Origin of the sequence: Arthrobacter sp. B6 (assembly GCF_001663775.1) — a bacterium.
Taxonomy (GTDB): Bacteria; Actinomycetota; Actinomycetes; order Actinomycetales; family Micrococcaceae; genus Arthrobacter.
Map to the genome: position 1 here is coordinate 735,432 of NZ_KV467169.1, position 15,394 is coordinate 750,825.

Sequence of the window (15,394 nt, forward strand, 5' to 3'; positions counted from 1 at the left end):
CCTCTATGGATCTCCTGGACCAGTTGGCTGACACCTTCTTCAACTGGGAGGAAATGGCCAAAGTCATTCCTGCCCTGCTCATGGTGGGCCTGCCCAACACGCTGATTCTGGCAGTAACGTCAGGCATCCTTGGTTCCCTGCTGGGGCTGCTGCTGGCCATGATGGCTATTTCCCGCAACGCGGGAGCGCGCTGGGCAGCCCGCGTCTACACCGACATTTTCCGGGGCCTCCCCGCTATCCTGGTGATCCTGGTCATCGGCATCGGTTTGAGCCCAATAGCCCGGGAAATCACAGGCAACAGGAACCCCTACCCCCTGGGCATCCTGGCCCTGACGCTGATCGCGGCCGCCTACATCGGCGAGATCTTCCGGTCAGGCATTCAGAGTGTCGAGAAGGGCCAACTGGAGGCGTCCAGGGCGCTCGGATTCAGCTACGGCAGTTCCATGCGCCTGGTAGTGGTCCCGCAAGGCATCCGTCGGGTACTTCCCGCGCTTGTGAACCAGTTCATTTCGCTGTTGAAGGATTCCTCGCTGGTCTTCATGCTGGGGCTGGCGGCCTCCGACCGGGAAATATTCCGGATCGGAAACGACGCCATGGCCAACACAGGAAACCTGTCTCCGTTGGTGGCGGCCGGCATCATGTACCTCATTTTGACCGTTCCGCTGACCCACTTCGTGAACTTCATCGACAACCGGCTCCGTACTGGCAGGCCCGAGAAGAAGGAACCGGACGAGTTGGCAGCACCTATCGGCAAGGGGGCACAGGCATGACGGAATTCACCTCCGGTACCCTGACCGGCAAGAACCTGCACCTCTCATTCGGCCACAACCATGTGCTCCGCGGCATTGATTTGCACGTGGAGAAGGGCACCACGGCTTCGGTCATCGGTCCTTCCGGCTCCGGTAAGTCCACGTTGCTTCGGGTCATGAACCGGCTGATCGAACCCGACCAGGGCGACATCCTCCTGGACGGCCGGTCAGTCCTGAAGGACAACCCGGACGAGCTGCGCCAGCGGATTGGCATGGTGTTCCAGCAGTTCAACCTGTTCCCGCACAAGACCGTGGTGGACAACGTTTCACTGGCGCTGCGCAAACTCAGGAAGCTGCCCAAGGACCAGGCGCACGCCGAGGCCCTGGAGCAGCTGGACCTCGTGGGGCTGAAGCATAAGGCAGACGCGCGCCCCGCGAACCTGTCCGGCGGCCAGCAGCAGCGTGTGGCGATTGCCCGTGCCCTCGCCATGAAGCCCGAGGTGATGTTCTTCGACGAGGCCACGTCCGCTCTGGACCCCGAGCTCGTCAAGGGCGTCCTGGCCCTGATGGCGGACCTCGCCAAGGGCGGCATGACCATGGTGGTGGTGACCCATGAGATGGGCTTCTCCCGCAACGTCTCGGACACCGTGACATTCATGGACGCCGGAGTGGTGGTTGAATCGGGTCCGCCCGAGCAGATCTTTACCTCCCCCGGCACGGACCGGCTTAAGGGCTTCCTCTCGGACGTCCTCTAGCCCCGTCGCAGGAAAAAAAGTAAATCCCCGGCTGCCTTCGCAACCGGGGATTTGCTCTTTTTGCCGTCCGGACGGGCAGTAATCCTCGCCCTGTCCGCAAGACCGAACCTACAAGGCCAGGACTTGCGGACAAGCCCGGGAACGGGCTCGACGCCGGCTATTAGCCTTGCGCGGCTGCGGCCGCCTTCGCTGCTGCCGGCAGGGCGTCGAAGATCCGGTTCATGGCGACGTCGTCGTGCGCGGCCGAGAGGAACCAGGCCTCAAAGACGGACGGCGGCAGGTAGACCCCGGATTCCAGCATGGAGTGGAAGAACGGTGCATAGCGGAAGGTCTCCTGGCCCTGGGCATCCGCGTAGTTGTGGACGCCGGTGGCCGACGTTCCGAACGCTACCGAGAACAGGTTCCCGGCGAACTGGATGGAGTGGTCAACGCCGGCGGCCTCAAGCTCGGAGGACAGCGCGGAGGAAAGCTCCAGCGAACGGGCATCGATGAACGAGTAAACGTCCCGGGTGGCGTGCGTGAGCGTGGCCACGCCGGCGGCCATGGCCACGGGGTTCCCGGACAGGGTTCCGGCCTGGTAGACCGGGCCAACGGGAGCGAGGTAGTCCATGACGTCGGCACGCCCGCCGAGTGCCGCCGTCGGCATTCCGCCACCAATCACTTTTCCGAAGGTGAGCAGGTCAGGGGTCCACGGGTCCACCGCCTCCGGGGCGCCGCCGGTGAGGCCCCAGTAGCCCGAGTATCCCGTGCGGAATCCCGTCAGCACCTCATCGAGGATCAGCAGGGCGCCATGCTCGCGGGTGATGCGGGACAGCCCCAGGTTGAACCCCTCGGCGGGAGTCACCACGCCCATGTTGGCCGGGGCCGCTTCGGTGATCACGGCTGCGATGTTGGGCCCATGGGCGGCGAAGGCTTCCTTGACGGCGGTGAGGTCGTTGTACGGCAGCACCAGCGTTTCAGCGGCGGTGGCTTCGGTGACACCGGCTGAACCGGGAAGCGCCAGCGTGGCGACGCCAGAACCGGCTGCCGCCAGGAGTCCGTCCAGGTGGCCGTGGTAGCAGCCGGCGAACTTGATGATCAGGTTCCGTCCGGTGAATCCACGGGCCAGGCGGACGGCCGTCATAGTGGCCTCGGTGCCGGTGGACACCATCCGGACGCGCTCCGCGGCCGGGACACGTTCCTGCACGATGGCTGCAAGGTTGGCCTCGTCCGGAGTGGACGCCCCGAATGAAAGGCCGCGGTCTACAGCCGCGTGGACCGCGTCCAGCACGGCGGGGTGCGCGTGGCCCAGCAGTGCGGGGCCCCAGGAGCAGACCAGGTCAACGTATTCTTTCCCGTCGGCATCCGTGAGGTACGGACCGCTGGCGGACACCATGAAGCGCGGGGTTCCGCCCACGGAGCCGAAGGCCCGGACGGGAGAGTTCACGCCTCCGGGCATCAGCTGGCGGGCGCGGTCGAAGAGGTCCTCGTTGCGAGGGTTGCTGGAAGTCATGGTTCCTATTCTTTCAGTTAGCCGGCCGCTGAGTTGCCGAGCAACTCAGACACCCGGGGCGCTACCGCCGTGCCCATCAACTCGATGGAGCGCATCATGGCCGAGTGCGGCAACGGGCCGCTGCTGTACTTGAGGTCAAAGCGGTCCACTCCCAGGTCCGCCTTGAGCCGGGCGATCTTCCGCGCCACTGTGTCCGGGGACCCCACGTACAGCGCACCCTCCGGGGCGCAGAGGGCGTCAAACTCCGGCCGGCCGGCACGTCCCCAGCCGCGCTCGGCGCCCAGCTTGTTCCGCAGTGTGAGCCAGTGCGGGAAGAACTCCTCCCGGGCCTGCTCATCGGTCGGTGCGACGTGGCCGGGCGAGTGGGTTGCGACCTGCTGGAGGGGGTGCCCGTATTGGGACATCGCCTCCCGGTACAGGTCCGCCAGCGGGCCGAAGGCGCGCGGCTGGCCGCCGATGATGGCAAAGATGATGGGATAGCCGTACTGGGCGCAGCGGAGGACCGATTCGGTGGTCCCGCCGACACCGATCCAGGCGGGAAGCAGATGGTGTTCAAGCGGCGGGTAGACGCTCAGGCCATGCAGTGCGGGCCGGGTTCGGCCTTCCCAGTGCACGGGCTGCTGCGACCGCACTTTATCGAACAGCTCAAGCTTCTCCTCGAACAGGACGTCGTAGTCGGCGAGGTCCAGCCCGAACAGCGGGAACGACTCGACGAAGGATCCGCGGCCCAGCATCACTTCTGCCCGGCCGTTGGAGAGGGCGTCCACGGTGGAAAACCGTTGGAACACCCTGATGGGATCGTCCGAGCTGAGGACCGTGACCGCAGACCCGAGCCGGATCTGGTGCGTGCGGGCCGCGGCAGCGGCCAGGAAAACTTCCGGTGCGGAGACTGCGAAGTCCTTGCGGTGGTGTTCCCCCACGGCAAAAGCGTGGAGCCCGACGGCGTCCGCCAGTTCCGCCTGTTCGAGCAGCTGGCGCAGCACCTGGGCATGCGGCTGCGGGCTGCCGTCCGCATTCTCCCCGACGTCGCCAAAGGTGTTCAGTCCCAGCAGGATCCGGTCAGCGGCCACCGGCGCGGTGGGATCCGACGCCGGGACAGCCGCCGGCTGGGAAGTCACCGGGATTCCTTCAGCCAGCCGGCGAGCTCGGCCGCCCAATACGTCAGCACCATGTCTGCGCCGGCACGCCGGATGCCCAGCACGGATTCGGTGACGGCGGCACGCCGGTCGATCCAGCCGTTGGCCGCGGCGGCTTCGATCATCGCGTACTCACCTGAGATCTGGTAGGCGGCGACGGGGACCGGGCTCATGGCGGCGACGTCGGCCACGATATCCAGGTAGCTCATGGCCGGCTTCACCATCACGATGTCGGCACCCTCGGCGAGGTCCAGTTCCACTTCGCGGATGGCCTCGCGGCGATTCCCTGCGTCCATCTGGTAGGTGCGCCGGTCACCTTTCAGCTGCGAATCCACCGCCTCGCGGAACGGACCGTAGAACGCCGAGGCGTACTTCGCCGCGTAGGCCACCACGGAGGTGGCAGTGTGCCCGGCTTCGTCCAGCGCCTTGCGGATGGCGGCGACCTGGCCGTCCATCATCCCGGACGGACCCAGCATGTGGGCGCCGGCGTCGGCCTGCGCCACGGCCATCCTGGCGTAGATCTCCACGGTGCGGTCGTTGTCAACGTACCCGTCGGCGTCGAGCACGCCGCAGTGCCCATGGTCGGTGAACTCGTCGAGGCAGACATCGCTCATGATGACCAGGTCGTCGCCCACCTCAGCGCGGACGTCCCGGATGGCCTTGTTCAGCACACCGTCCGGATCCAGCGACGCGGTACCCTCGGCATCCCTGACGGCCGGGATGCCAAAGAGCATGATGCCGCCGATCCCCAGCTCGACGGCTTCGGCGGCAGCCCGCTTAAGAGTGTCCGTGGTGTGCTGGACCACACCGGGCATGGAGGTGATGGGGTTGGGCCCGGTGAGGCCTTCCCTGATGAACGCCGGAAGGATCAGCTCCGCCGGCGCCAGCCGGGTTTCGGCGGTGAGCCTGCGCATCGCCGGCGTGGTGCGGAGTCGGCGGGGACGTTGGTTGGGAAAGCTCATCGGGTGTCCTTCACAGGTGGTCCGGGTTGGGTCGGGGAATCCAGGGCCTCGCGGACTGCCGCCACGATCCCGGCGGGGGTGGGCTCAGCCGCGACGGCAGCCACTTCGAGTCCCAGCGCGGCGGCTTCATCCGCCGTCGAGCGTCCGATCGCGATAAGCCTGCAGTCATGCAGCGGGGAAAGGTCGGAACCGATGCGCCGTACGGCGCTGGGTGAGGCCGCCACTACGGCGTGCAGCCGGCCGGCTGCGATGTCGTCCCGGGCGCCTTCCGCGGTCAGCAGAGCGTACGACGGCGGAGCGCCCGCCGGGCGGGCCGGTCCATTCTCCGCCGTGTCCTGGCCCAGGGGTTCGACGGCGAGCCTGCGCTCCGCATCTGCGGGGTAGTCCACGGTCCGATAGGCCGTGACGACGGTGACAGCGGCCCCGGATGCGGCCAGCCCGTCGGCGAGGCGCGGTGCGGCGATGTCGGCCTGCGGGAGAAGCACGCGGCCGGCGCCGGCGGGCCAGACCTCCAACAAACCCGCGGCGGACTGTGCGGCTGCGGGCGTCAGCGCGACGGGAACTCCTGCGGACTCGAGCAGCCCGCGTGAGGCCTGGCCGATGGCAGCCACCCTGGTGCTGGCGGGCAGCCAGTCGCTAAGGCGCATGCCGCGTTCGGCAGCCTTGTCGGCAAGCACGTGGACTGTGGTGGCGCTGCTGACCACCAGCCAGTCGAAGGCCCCCGCCGCCAGGGCATCGCAGGCCACGTCCAGGGAATGCTGGTCGGCTGCCCGCTCAAAATCAATCAGCGGCAGCAGCAGGGCTTCGGCGCCGGCCTGCTCCAGCGCGGCAATCAGGGTCAGCGACCGCTCCGGGCTGCGGGTGATCAGGACACGGGCGTGCGACAGCGGGCGCCGGTCCTGCGGGAAACTGCTCTCCTGACCCGCCATGTCAGGCCGCCCCGTGACGCGTGTCCACGGGCGGTCAGGAGGCTTGGAGGTCAGCGATGTCGGCGGCCCCGCCGGCAAGGAGGACCTCGGCCAGTTCGATACCAAGCAACGTGGCCCCTACCTCGGTCAGCCCGTCGGTGGCCCGTTTGTCCCGAACAGACGCTGTCCCGTCCACGGCACAGACCACTGCTTCGAGGTGCAGCATGCTGCCCTTGCGGTAGGCGTAGGCGCCGACCGGGGCCGCGCAGCCTGCCTCGAGCCTGGCCAGAAGCGCTCGTTCGGCTGTAACGGCGAGCCTGGTGTCGGGATCGTCCAGTGCCGCGAGGGCCTGGGCCAGGACGCCCTGGGAACCTTCCGTTGAGCCGGCCTTGCGGGGTGCGTCGGCAGTGCGGCATTCAATCGCCAGGGACCCCTGTCCGGCAGCTGGAAGCATTATGTCGGTTTCGAGGAATTCGGTGACGGCGTCGAGCCTGCTGATCCGCTCCAGCCCTGCCGCAGCCAGGACCACGGCGTCGAGGTCGCAGGACTTGCCTGGCACAACCTGGTCCGTGGCGTTGCCCGGCAATCCGGGAACCCGGCCAAGGCGGGTATCCACGTTGCCGCGAATGTCCAAAATCTGCAGGTCCGGCCGTGCAGCGCGAAGCTGGGCAGCGCGCCGCGGTGAGCCAGTGCCCACCGTGGCACCCTGCGGCAGATCGGCCAGTTTCAGGCCGTCGCGGGCACAGAGGACATCGCGCACGTCAACGCGGCGCGGCGTTGCCGCCAGGGTCAGGCCCACGGCCGCGCCTGTCGGCAGGTCCTTGAGCGAATGCACGGCGACGTCGCACTCGTTGCGCAGGAGGGCGTCGCGGAGGGCAGCGACAAAAACGCCGGTGCCGCCCATTTGCGACAACGAACCGGTGAGGACGTCGCCGTCGGTCCTGATGTGCACCAGTTCCACGGGGAATCCGCCGACAGCGGCCAGCTGGTCCGCGGTTTGCTGGGTCTGGGTCAGGGCGAGCTTGCTGGCCCTGGTTCCGATCCGGACAGTCATTGGGCGCCTTCTCCCCCGACGGGCACGCCAGACGCGTCCGGGTAAGGGTCGTGCCCGGAGCCGACAGTTGTGTCCGCGCCGGCGATGGTGGGCTTCTCGCCGCGGAAGTTGGCGCAGCAGCCCGGACGGCAGACGTCGTACCACGGCCCGAGGCCGGTCACCGCAGGACGGTCGACGATGTTGTTGGACCTGGTCCGCTCCGAGATGAGGTCCACCAGTCCGTTCACGAATTTGCGGTGCGTGCCGGGAGTGGGCACCCGGGTGGCGGCCAGGCCCAGGTTGCGGCAGGTTTCCAAGGCTTCCGTGTCCAGGTCCCAGACAACCTCCATGTGGTCGCTGACGAAGCCGAGCGGAACGATCACGATGCCCTTGATGCCCTGGCCGGCCAGTTCCTCTATGGCGTCGTTGATGTCCGGCTCCAGCCACGGCACGTGCGGGGCGCCGGAGCGCGACTGATAGACGAGGGACCACGGGGCGGTGAGGCCGGACTCGGCCTCGACACTGCTGATGATGGCAGCCCCGGTGGCGAGGTGCTGTGCCACGTACGCGGATCCTTCTTCAAACTCGCGCGGCTCGGCGTCGGACCGTCCTGCTGCTTCGGCGTCACGCGTGGGAATGGAGTGCGTGGCGAAGAGGATGTGGACGGGGGCGTCGGGTGTGCCCGCGGCGGCGAGCTGGGCGCGGACGTCGGCGAGGCCGGCGGCGGTGCCTTCAACAAAGGGCTCCACAAAGCCCGGGTGGTCGAAGTACTGGCGGACCTTGTCCACCTCGAGCCGGCCGTCCAGGCCGGTCTCGGTCAGTGCCATGCCGATGTCCTCGCGGTACTGGCGGCAGCTGGAGTAGCAGGAGTAGGCACTCGTGGTCACCATGAGCACCTTGCGGTGGCCGGCGTCGTAGGCGTCCTGCAGGGTTTGCGGGATGTACGGGGCCCAGTTGCGGTTGCCCCACAGCACAGGGAGACCGATGCCGCGGGAAGCCAGCTCGGCTTCCAGTGCTGCCTTGAGTTCGCGGTTCTGCTGGTTAATAGGGCTGATGCCGCCGTTGGCCCGGTAGTGGTGGGAGACCTCCTCGAGCCGCTCGTCGGGGATGCCGCGGCCGCGGGTGACGTTGCGAAGGAACGGGATGACGTCGTCCTGGCCCTCGGGGCCACCGAAGGAGGCGAGCAGGACGGCGTCGTAGTCCTTGGGCGGCATCCTGCCTGCTTCGGTGACGGGGTTGAGCGCTGTCACTGTGGAACCCGTCTCGGAGTCCGTTGGGCTCATGCGAGGACCTCAGCGATCTCCGCTGCAGTGATGCGGCGGCCTGTGTAGAACGGGATCTCTTCCCGGACGTGGTTGCGTGCCTCGGTTGCGCGGAGATGCCGCATCAGGTCCACTAGGTCCACGAGCTCCGGTGCTTCCAGCCCAAGAATCCATTCCCAGTCGCCCAAAGCGAACGATGAGACGGTATTGGAGATGACCTGCGGGAAGTCGCGGCCCAGCATGCCGTGGTCCCGCAGCATCTTGCCGCGTTCGGCCTCGGGCAGGATGTACCACTCGTAAGAGCGCACGAACGGGTAGACGCAGAGCCACTCTGCAGGTTCCACGCCCCGCGAGTAGGCAGGCGTGTGGTTCTTGGCGAATTCGGCCTCGCGGTGCACACCCATGGCCGACCAGACGATTTCCGTTCCCGCGAAGAGTTTGCTGCGGCGGATATCACGCATCGCCTGCTGCAGGGCCTCGGGCTTCGGTCCGTGGAGCCACACCATGACGTCGGCATCGGCGCGCATGGCGGAGACATCGTAGCTTCCGCGGTGGGTCACCCCGGCCTCGTCCAGGCGGGAAAGCAGGGCATCGAAGTCATCGGCAGCATCGGCGCTGCGCAGGACGTCCGCTGACCGCTTGAAGACAGTCCAGAGGGTAAAAAACTGCTCGGCTGATTCTTCGGTTTTAGTGACAGATTCGGCAGAAGTGTGGCTCATGGTTACCAGTTTGCCCCTTCCTCTTCGTCAAGTCGAAACCGAAAAGTTCTACAAGACGTAGAAGTGTTGAACGTCACACTGCGGGCCTCGAGCGGCCACATCTGCCGGGAATGGCTTCAGAGCCGCCGGATCCTTGTGAAAATCAGTCCGGCGGCTCCCGCAGACCCTACAAGGCCGACGCCGAGCCAGACCTTGGCGGCCTCGGCCGACGGTTCCGCCTGGGCCGTCATTGCCTGCCGGCTCCGGGCGGCTCCACCGACCGACTGGGGAACCCCCGTACGGGTTGTGGCGGCCGGATCCGCTGCGCCGGCAGTTGGCCGCGAACCAGCAGGCGCTGAACCATCAGTCCCGGCTGCAGGCTGCTCGGACGCTGGCGCATCCGCTGCGCCGGACCCGGACACCCCGGTCGCTGCTTCCGGCTGCCCGGTTGCGGGCTGCTGGGGCGGCGCTGCCGCCGCGGTGGCCGGTACCGGCGCAGAGGCAGGCGCCGGCGCCGCCGTCCCTGCAGTCGCCGCGCTGCCGGCGGGCGACGGTGAAAGTGTGGTCGGCGCGGGAGAGGCGGATGTCGGGGAGACGGCGGTCGGGGACAGGGTGGTCGTCTCGGGAACCGGGGTGGGTTGCGGCGAGGCGGGGGCAGTGGCCGTCTCGCCGAGCAGGCCCTGCAGCAGGCCGCCGACGCGGGGAACCAAGGCTTCTCCCGTGACCCTCACGTCCGGCTCTTCGGACCTGCCGTCCGCCTGGGACGCGGGAACACCCGCCGTGAGGACCAGTACCGCCCCGATTGCGGCAGCAGCACCGCCACGTCGGACTCCCCCATGGATACCGGTCCGGGAACGTGAAGTTTCGGACCTGTGCTTAACCATAGTGAACAACCCTAGCCACGCTGGCGGGTGAATTGAAAGTCGGTTAAAGGCTTTGACGAGCCTTGTTGAGCGGCTGATACCGCGCTGAACTGCGGCGATACTCAACTCAACAGGCTGTGAATTTGCACCCTGGTGTCGGCCACGACGGCGGCCAGTCCGTTGCCTGCAACCCAGCCACCCACGATCGCCAGGCCTTCCTCCCCGGAACAGACCCTCCTGATGCCTGCCACGCGTGCCTTGTGGCCAACGGCAGCGAACGGCAGGGCCCCCTGCCACCGGACGACGTCCCAGCCGATGATGTCTTCCTGCCGGATCGGGACATCAAGCAGGGCCGAGGCATCACGCAGGGACGAGGCCAGGAGGGCATTGTCGGTTGCGGGGCCGCCCGCGCCGGACGCCAAGCCATCAATCCGCCCGTAGGAGAGCCGGAGAACATGGGTTCCGGGACCGGCCGCCGCCGCCAGCCAGCCCCATTTCGCCGTGGCATGCGTCAGTGCCTTCGCTTCAATGCCCGGGGTCTGCGGCGCCACCAGGATGCCGGTCCCCCGGGGCCGCCGGTCAAGTTCCGGCAGGTCCACCACCAGCGTGACCAGCCTGACATCGGGACCGCTGCCGGGCTGTTTCCCGGCCAGGTCCGGGACCGCCGCCGCCAGCAGCCCGACGGCAGCCGGGCCGTCGAGGGCAACGACCAGGACACCGGCGTCGTAAGCGGTCTGCCCGGCAGTGACCCTCCAGCCATCCGGAGACCGGATGGCGCGGTCCGCACGGGTTCCGCGCACCAGTTCCACGCCGCGGGCGTGCAGATCCGATACCAGGGCGGCAACTAGGGTGTGCATGCCCCCTTCCAGGCCGGCGACGGCGGATCCAGCCTTGGCCACGTGCGCCGGCGCGGCACCTGCCGCCGGGCTGCCCGGGGCACGCCGCTGGGCGGAGACGGCAGCCGCAAGGGAACCGTGCCGACGGAGGCCTGCGCGAAGTCCGGGCGCCACCATATCCACGTCCAGCAGCCCCGGATCGGCGGAATGCACTCCTCCCACCACCGGGGCGACCAGGCGGTCAAGAACGCGGCGGCCCATCCGGGCGCGCACCAGGGAGGACACACTTGTCACCTCGGCCGAGGTCCCGACCGATACGGGCAGGATCCTGTCCAGCGAGGCACGCAGCGAGCCCAGGAAGCCCAGCGAGCGCCGGACCTCCGGGTCCCAGGGGTTGGCGGGGATGCCCAGGACGCCTGTCTTGGGGAGTTCCCGCGGCCCGTCGGGCAACTGAACCCACGCGCCGCCAGGTTGCGGGGTGACAATTTTTGCGGCCAGCCCCAGCTCAGCGGCGAGGTCGGCCACGGCAGTGGATCGGGTGGCAAAGGACTCGGCGCCGCTGTCCAGCAACAGGCCCGCCACGGTGTGGCTTCCCACGCAGCCGCCCCAGCGGTCGGTGGCCTCCAGCACAGTGACTGTATGGCCGGCGGCGGCGAGTTCCCGGGCGGCCAGGAGGCCGGAGATCCCCCCGCCCACTACGACAGCCGGTGCCCGGGATACCTCTGTGTGATGCCCGGATTCCGGCGCCTTGCCCATGGGACTACTCCGGGGAAATGGAGTGGATGAGCTCAACAACCCGGGTCAGGACGGCAGGATCAGTCTCCGGAGGCACCCCATGGCCAAGGTTGAGTACGTGGCCGGGCGCGGCAGAGCCGGCCCGGATGACTTCGCGCACGTGGGCCTCCAGCACCTCCCAGGGCGCTGACAGGAGGGCGGGATCGATATTTCCCTGCAGCGGCACGGTGCCGCCCAGCCTGCGGTTGGCCTCATCGAGCGGAAGGCGGTAGTCGACGCCCACCACGTCCACGCCGACGTCGCGCATGGCAACAAGCAGTTCGGAGGTGCCGGTGCCGAAGTGGATCAGCGGCGCGCCGAGGTGGCGGACGTGGTCCAGCGCCCGGGCAGATGCGGGCGCTACGTACTTGGTGTAGTCCGCCAGGCCCAGGGACCCTGCCCACGAATCAAAGAGCTGCCCGGCCGAGGCTCCGGCTTCAAGCTGGGCGCGGAGGAACATCCCGGAGGCATCCGCGGCCCAGTTGGCCAGGGCAGTCCAAGTCTCAGGATCGGCGTGCATCATGGTGCGGGGGCCGAGGTGGTCGCGGGACGGTTTGCCCTCCACCATGTAGGCGGCGAGGGTGAACGGCGCGCCGGCGAAGCCGATCAGCGGGGTCTTGCCCAGCTCGGCGACGGTCAGGCGTACAGCTTCCCGGATGGGCTCCAGGGCTTCCCATGTCAGCTGCGGCAGGGCGGCTACGTCTTCGGCAGTCCGCACCGGCTTGTCCAGGACGGGACCCACGCCGGGCACGATGTCCACGCCGACACCGGCAAGCTTGAGCGGAATCACAATGTCGGAAAAGAAGATCGCTGCGTCAACGTCGTGCCGGCGCACGGGCTGCAGCGTGATCTCGGACGCAAGCTCCGGGCGGAGGCACGAGTCAAGCATTGCCACGCCTTCACGGACCTTCAGGTACTCCGGCAGCGACCTGCCGGCCTGCCGCATGAACCAGACGGGCCTGCGGGACGGTTTGCCGCCCCGGTAAGCGGTGATGAGCGGGGAATCTGCGGTGCGGCCGTCGATCAGTGGATGGCCGGCAGCGAGGACACTGTCACTGGATACGGCATTGGACACGGCAGGGCTGGGAGTCATGCCATAGATTGTCCCCAAAAATGACTCCAAAAGATAACGACAGCCTGTCACCGCCAATGGCCCTGTTGGCTCCGTGGCGGGAATCACAGCCTTCGCCGCCCCTGCCGGCACCGGCGGGTTGTTCTACCACGGCACGAAAAAGCTATGATTGATCTGTTGTGGTTCTTTTTTCATTGGTGGCTACACACGCCGACATCGACCTTGAGACCGTTGCTCAACTGAGCAACGGTGCTTCCGGGGTTGCCACATCCGCACTCTCCGGATCGCCGGCAGTGACGGGTGCGGTGGTGCTTGCCACCTGCAACCGCTACGAAATCTATGGCGAAGCGCCCCACGCAGATGACGTGGAGGCAGCACGCGCGGCTCTGGTGGCCGAGATCAGCGGCCTCAGCGGCCTCAACGAACAGCTCGTGTCCCGCTCCTTCAGCACCCGCACCGGTCCCGATGTCACCCAGCATCTTTTCGCTGTCAGCGCCGGGCTGGATTCAGCCGTGGTCGGCGAGCGTGAAATCGCCGGGCAGGTCCGCCGCGCGCTGATCACCGCCCAGCACGAGGGTACGGCAAGCCCGGGCCTCGTCCGGCTGTTCCAGGCCGCGTCCAAAACGGCCAAGGACGTCGGAGCACAGACCGCCCTCGGCTCCCGGGGGCTGTCGATTGTCTCTGTGGCCCTGGATCTGGCCACCGACCTGTCCGAAAACCCCGACTGGTCCGCCAAGAAAGTTGTGGTGTTCGGCACCGGCGCCTACGCCGGGGCCACCATGGCACTGCTCCGGGAGCGGGGTTGCACCGACATCTCGGTGTTCTCCTCGTCCGGCCGGGCCGAAGGCTTCGTCGCCACCCGCGGCGGAACGGCGCTGGACAGCGACTCCCTGCCGGCAGCCGTGGCAGTGGCTGACGTCATGATCGGTTGCAGCGGTTCGGACACGCGCGTTGAAGCAGATGAACTTGCCGAGGTCCGCGCCGGAGCCACCCAGCCGCTGATCGCCATCGACCTCGCCCTCACCCATGACTTTGATCCCGAAGTAGGAGGGCTCGACGGCGTCGAGCTGCTGACGCTGGAATCCGTGCGCCTGGCAGCACCCCAGGAACAGGCCGAGTCCCTCACCCAGGCCAGCGGCATTGTGTCCAGCGCGGCGAAGGCCTTCGAGCAGGAGCGCGAGGCCCGCTCGGTGGATACCGCAATCGTGGCCCTCCGCCGACACACCATGAACGTCCTGGACGCCGAAATGGAGAAGGTCCGCGCCCGCCACGGCTGCACCGCGGCGGCAGAGGAAGTGGAGTTCGCCCTCCGCAGGATGGTCAAGCAGCTGCTGCACGTCCCAACTGTCCGCGCCCGCGAGCTCGCGGCGAATGGCCAGCAGGAAGATTATGTGGCGGCGCTCGAAACCCTTTACGGCATCACCGTGGAGCAGCCCGCGGCCGCTGCCCAGGCCGAATGCCCGGTGGACCACCAAGGGCTGGAAAGCGCCTAACCCCTCGGCGACGCTCTCTCACTTCCTTCACGTTTCTTCATGACGCTCTCTCACTTCCGGCACGGAAGTGAGAGAGCGTCATTGAAATTGGGGCGAAAAGTGAGAGAGCGTCGTCGGCGGACTCCCGTCAGTAGACGGGTTTCTGCGGTTCCACGTCGCGCACCCAGGCCAGGATCCCGCCGTCGAGATGGCTGACCCGCTGATAACCCGCTTTCCTCGCCGCCTCCAGAACATTCGCCGAACGGGTCCCTGCCTTGCAGTGGAACACGATGTCCTTGTCCTGGGGCAGCTCCGCCCAGGCCTCCCCGGCGAGGATCCGTCCCTGCGGAATCAGCACGGATCCGTCGATCCTGACGATGTCGTGCTCGCCGGTTTCGCGGACATCCACCAGGTCGAAGTCCTTCAGGCCCGCTTTGCGGGATGCCAGCATGGTGGCCAACTGTGTTGCAGTGATGGTGTGCTCGGTATCGGCGGATGCGGCCGGGGTAATTCCGCAGAACGCGTCATAGTCCGTCAGCTCCGTAATGGGTTCCGCGGCCGGATCCTTGGAGACGCGGATCTCTCGCCAGCTGCCGCCGAGCGCATCGAACAGGGCCACCCGGCCCAGGAGTGAACGCCCGACGCCGGTAATCAGCTTTACTGCCTCGGTGACCATGAGCGAGCCGACGGCGGCACAGAGCATGCCGAACACCCCGCCCTCGCCGCAGGACGGCACGGACCCCGCCGGCGGCGCTTCAGGGTAAAGATCCCGGTAGGTGGGGCCGTACTTTTCCCAGAACACGCTCACTTGGCCGTCGAAGCGGAATATCGACCCCCACACGTAGGGCTTGCCCAGGATGGCAGCGGCGTCGTTCACGAGGTAGCGGGTGGCAAAATTGTCCGCCCCGTCCAGGATCAGGTCATAATCCGCAAACAGCTCCAGGGCGTTGGTGGCGTCCAGCCTGACGTTGTGCAGCCGGACGTCCACCAGCGGATTCAGCCCGGCGATGGCGTCGCGTGCCGATTCGATCTTGGGCCTTCCCACGTCGGCCACACCGTGGATCACCTGTCGCTGCAGGTTGCTGAGGTCAACGGCGTCGTCGTCGATGATCCCCAGAGTTCCCACGCCCGCCGCGGCGAGGTAGAGCAGGGCCGGCGAACCCAACCCGCCGGCGCCAATGACCAGCACTTTCGCGTTCTTCAGCCGCCGCTGACCCACGGCCCCGATTTCGGGAATGATGAGGTGCCGCGAATAACGTTCCACCTCCGCGGGGGTCAAATCCCCCGCCGGCTCCACCAGCGGTTCAAGCGAAATAGGGGAAACATTTGCGGTGAATGTCGAAGCCATACTTCAATGTATGCCCCGAGATACCGCGAGGTCA

At 67.4% G+C, this 15,394-nt stretch carries 14 protein-coding genes; 3 read left to right on the forward strand and 11 right to left on the reverse strand.

All coding sequences use genetic code 11. The features are described from left to right. The first annotated feature begins 5 nt into the window (after window positions 1-5). Both AU175_RS18005 and AU175_RS18010 read left to right on the forward strand, forming a co-directional pair. Entirely contained in the window at window positions 6-770 is a 765-nt protein-coding gene (locus AU175_RS18005) for an amino acid ABC transporter permease (protein ID WP_066292839.1), read from the forward strand. Further along, window positions 767-1,504 carry an amino acid ABC transporter ATP-binding protein gene (locus tag AU175_RS18010; protein WP_066292842.1) on the forward strand — a complete coding sequence of 246 codons (738 nt, stop codon included), beginning with the start codon at window positions 767-769 and terminating at the stop codon, window positions 1,502-1,504. The genes AU175_RS18005 and AU175_RS18010 overlap by 4 nt, the downstream gene beginning before the upstream one ends. A 160-nt stretch (window positions 1,505-1,664) precedes the next feature. Here the strand turns inward: AU175_RS18010 and hemL are convergent, their stop codons facing one another. The 10 genes from hemL to hemE form a co-directional block, all read right to left on the reverse strand. Beyond that, window positions 1,665-2,996 carry a glutamate-1-semialdehyde 2,1-aminomutase gene (gene hemL / locus AU175_RS18015; RefSeq protein ID WP_066292845.1) on the reverse strand — a complete coding sequence of 444 codons (1,332 nt, stop codon included), beginning with the start codon at window positions 2,994-2,996 and terminating at the stop codon, window positions 1,665-1,667. A 17-nt stretch (window positions 2,997-3,013) separates the two neighbouring features. Continuing rightward, window positions 3,014-4,114: an LLM class flavin-dependent oxidoreductase gene (locus AU175_RS18020; RefSeq protein ID WP_066292848.1), complete on the reverse strand. Its 1,101-nt coding sequence runs from the start codon at window positions 4,112-4,114 to the stop codon at window positions 3,014-3,016. Continuing rightward, entirely contained in the window at window positions 4,111-5,094 is a 984-nt protein-coding gene (hemB, locus tag AU175_RS18025) for a porphobilinogen synthase (protein ID WP_066292854.1), read from the reverse strand. The genes AU175_RS18020 and hemB overlap by 4 nt, the downstream gene beginning before the upstream one ends. Further along, window positions 5,091-6,023: a uroporphyrinogen-III synthase gene (locus AU175_RS18030; RefSeq protein ID WP_066292856.1), complete on the reverse strand. Its 933-nt coding sequence runs from the start codon at window positions 6,021-6,023 to the stop codon at window positions 5,091-5,093. Before AU175_RS18030 ends, hemB begins: the two co-directional genes overlap by 4 nt. Before the next feature lie 34 nt (window positions 6,024-6,057). Continuing rightward, window positions 6,058-7,056 carry a hydroxymethylbilane synthase gene (gene hemC / locus AU175_RS18035; protein WP_066292860.1) on the reverse strand — a complete coding sequence of 333 codons (999 nt, stop codon included), beginning with the start codon at window positions 7,054-7,056 and terminating at the stop codon, window positions 6,058-6,060. Then, window positions 7,053-8,318: a ferrochelatase gene (locus tag AU175_RS18040; RefSeq protein WP_066292861.1), complete on the reverse strand. Its 1,266-nt coding sequence runs from the start codon at window positions 8,316-8,318 to the stop codon at window positions 7,053-7,055. The genes hemC and AU175_RS18040 overlap by 4 nt, the downstream gene beginning before the upstream one ends. Then, a complete protein-coding gene (gene hemQ / locus AU175_RS18045; protein ID WP_066292863.1) occupies window positions 8,315-9,016 on the reverse strand; it encodes a hydrogen peroxide-dependent heme synthase in 702 nt (233 codons plus the stop codon). The genes AU175_RS18040 and hemQ overlap by 4 nt, the downstream gene beginning before the upstream one ends. Before the next feature lie 116 nt (window positions 9,017-9,132). After that, window positions 9,133-9,879, reverse strand: coding sequence for a hypothetical protein (locus AU175_RS18050; RefSeq protein WP_066292865.1), 747 nt, complete (start codon window positions 9,877-9,879; stop codon window positions 9,133-9,135). Window positions 9,880-9,980: 101 nt separating this feature from the next. Further along, complete coding sequence (hemG, locus tag AU175_RS18055; protein WP_066292867.1) at window positions 9,981-11,450, reverse strand: protoporphyrinogen oxidase; 1,470 nt, start codon at window positions 11,448-11,450, stop codon at window positions 9,981-9,983. A 4-nt stretch (window positions 11,451-11,454) separates the two neighbouring features. Beyond that, a complete protein-coding gene (gene hemE, locus AU175_RS18060; protein ID WP_066292870.1) occupies window positions 11,455-12,561 on the reverse strand; it encodes a uroporphyrinogen decarboxylase in 1,107 nt (368 codons plus the stop codon). A gap of 158 nt (window positions 12,562-12,719) precedes the next feature. Here hemE and AU175_RS18065 point away from each other — a divergent pair, with 158 nt between their 5' ends. Then, on the forward strand, window positions 12,720-14,033 hold the full coding sequence (locus AU175_RS18065) for a glutamyl-tRNA reductase (RefSeq protein ID WP_066292873.1): 1,314 nt from the start codon (window positions 12,720-12,722) through the stop codon (window positions 14,031-14,033). A 127-nt stretch (window positions 14,034-14,160) separates the two neighbouring features. On the opposite strand, the gene moeB is transcribed toward AU175_RS18065, so the two are convergent. Then, window positions 14,161-15,360 carry a molybdopterin-synthase adenylyltransferase MoeB gene (gene moeB / locus AU175_RS18070; protein WP_066292876.1) on the reverse strand — a complete coding sequence of 400 codons (1,200 nt, stop codon included), beginning with the start codon at window positions 15,358-15,360 and terminating at the stop codon, window positions 14,161-14,163. Window positions 15,361-15,394: the final 34 nt, after the last annotated feature.

Excerpts from the sequence above, each read along its gene's own strand:
- AU175_RS18005 (WP_066292839.1), top strand. The coding sequence starts at position 6 with ATGGATCTCCTGGACCAGTTGGCTGACACCTTCTTCAACTGGGAGGAA.
- AU175_RS18010 (WP_066292842.1), top strand. The coding sequence starts at position 767 with ATGACGGAATTCACCTCCGGTACCCTGACCGGCAAGAACCTGCACCTC.
- hemL (WP_066292845.1), bottom strand. The coding sequence starts at position 2,996 with ATGACTTCCAGCAACCCTCGCAACGAGGACCTCTTCGACCGCGCCCGC.
- hemB (WP_066292854.1), bottom strand. The coding sequence starts at position 5,094 with ATGAGCTTTCCCAACCAACGTCCCCGCCGACTCCGCACCACGCCGGCG.
- AU175_RS18030 (WP_066292856.1), bottom strand. The coding sequence starts at position 6,023 with ATGGCGGGTCAGGAGAGCAGTTTCCCGCAGGACCGGCGCCCGCTGTCG.
- hemC (WP_066292860.1), bottom strand. The coding sequence starts at position 7,056 with ATGACTGTCCGGATCGGAACCAGGGCCAGCAAGCTCGCCCTGACCCAG.
- AU175_RS18040 (WP_066292861.1), bottom strand. The coding sequence starts at position 8,318 with ATGAGCCCAACGGACTCCGAGACGGGTTCCACAGTGACAGCGCTCAAC.
- hemQ (WP_066292863.1), bottom strand. The coding sequence starts at position 9,016 with ATGAGCCACACTTCTGCCGAATCTGTCACTAAAACCGAAGAATCAGCC.
- AU175_RS18050 (WP_066292865.1), bottom strand. The coding sequence starts at position 9,879 with ATGGTTAAGCACAGGTCCGAAACTTCACGTTCCCGGACCGGTATCCAT.
- hemG (WP_066292867.1), bottom strand. The coding sequence starts at position 11,450 with ATGGGCAAGGCGCCGGAATCCGGGCATCACACAGAGGTATCCCGGGCA.
- hemE (WP_066292870.1), bottom strand. The coding sequence starts at position 12,561 with ATGACTCCCAGCCCTGCCGTGTCCAATGCCGTATCCAGTGACAGTGTC.
- moeB (WP_066292876.1), bottom strand. The coding sequence starts at position 15,360 with ATGGCTTCGACATTCACCGCAAATGTTTCCCCTATTTCGCTTGAACCG.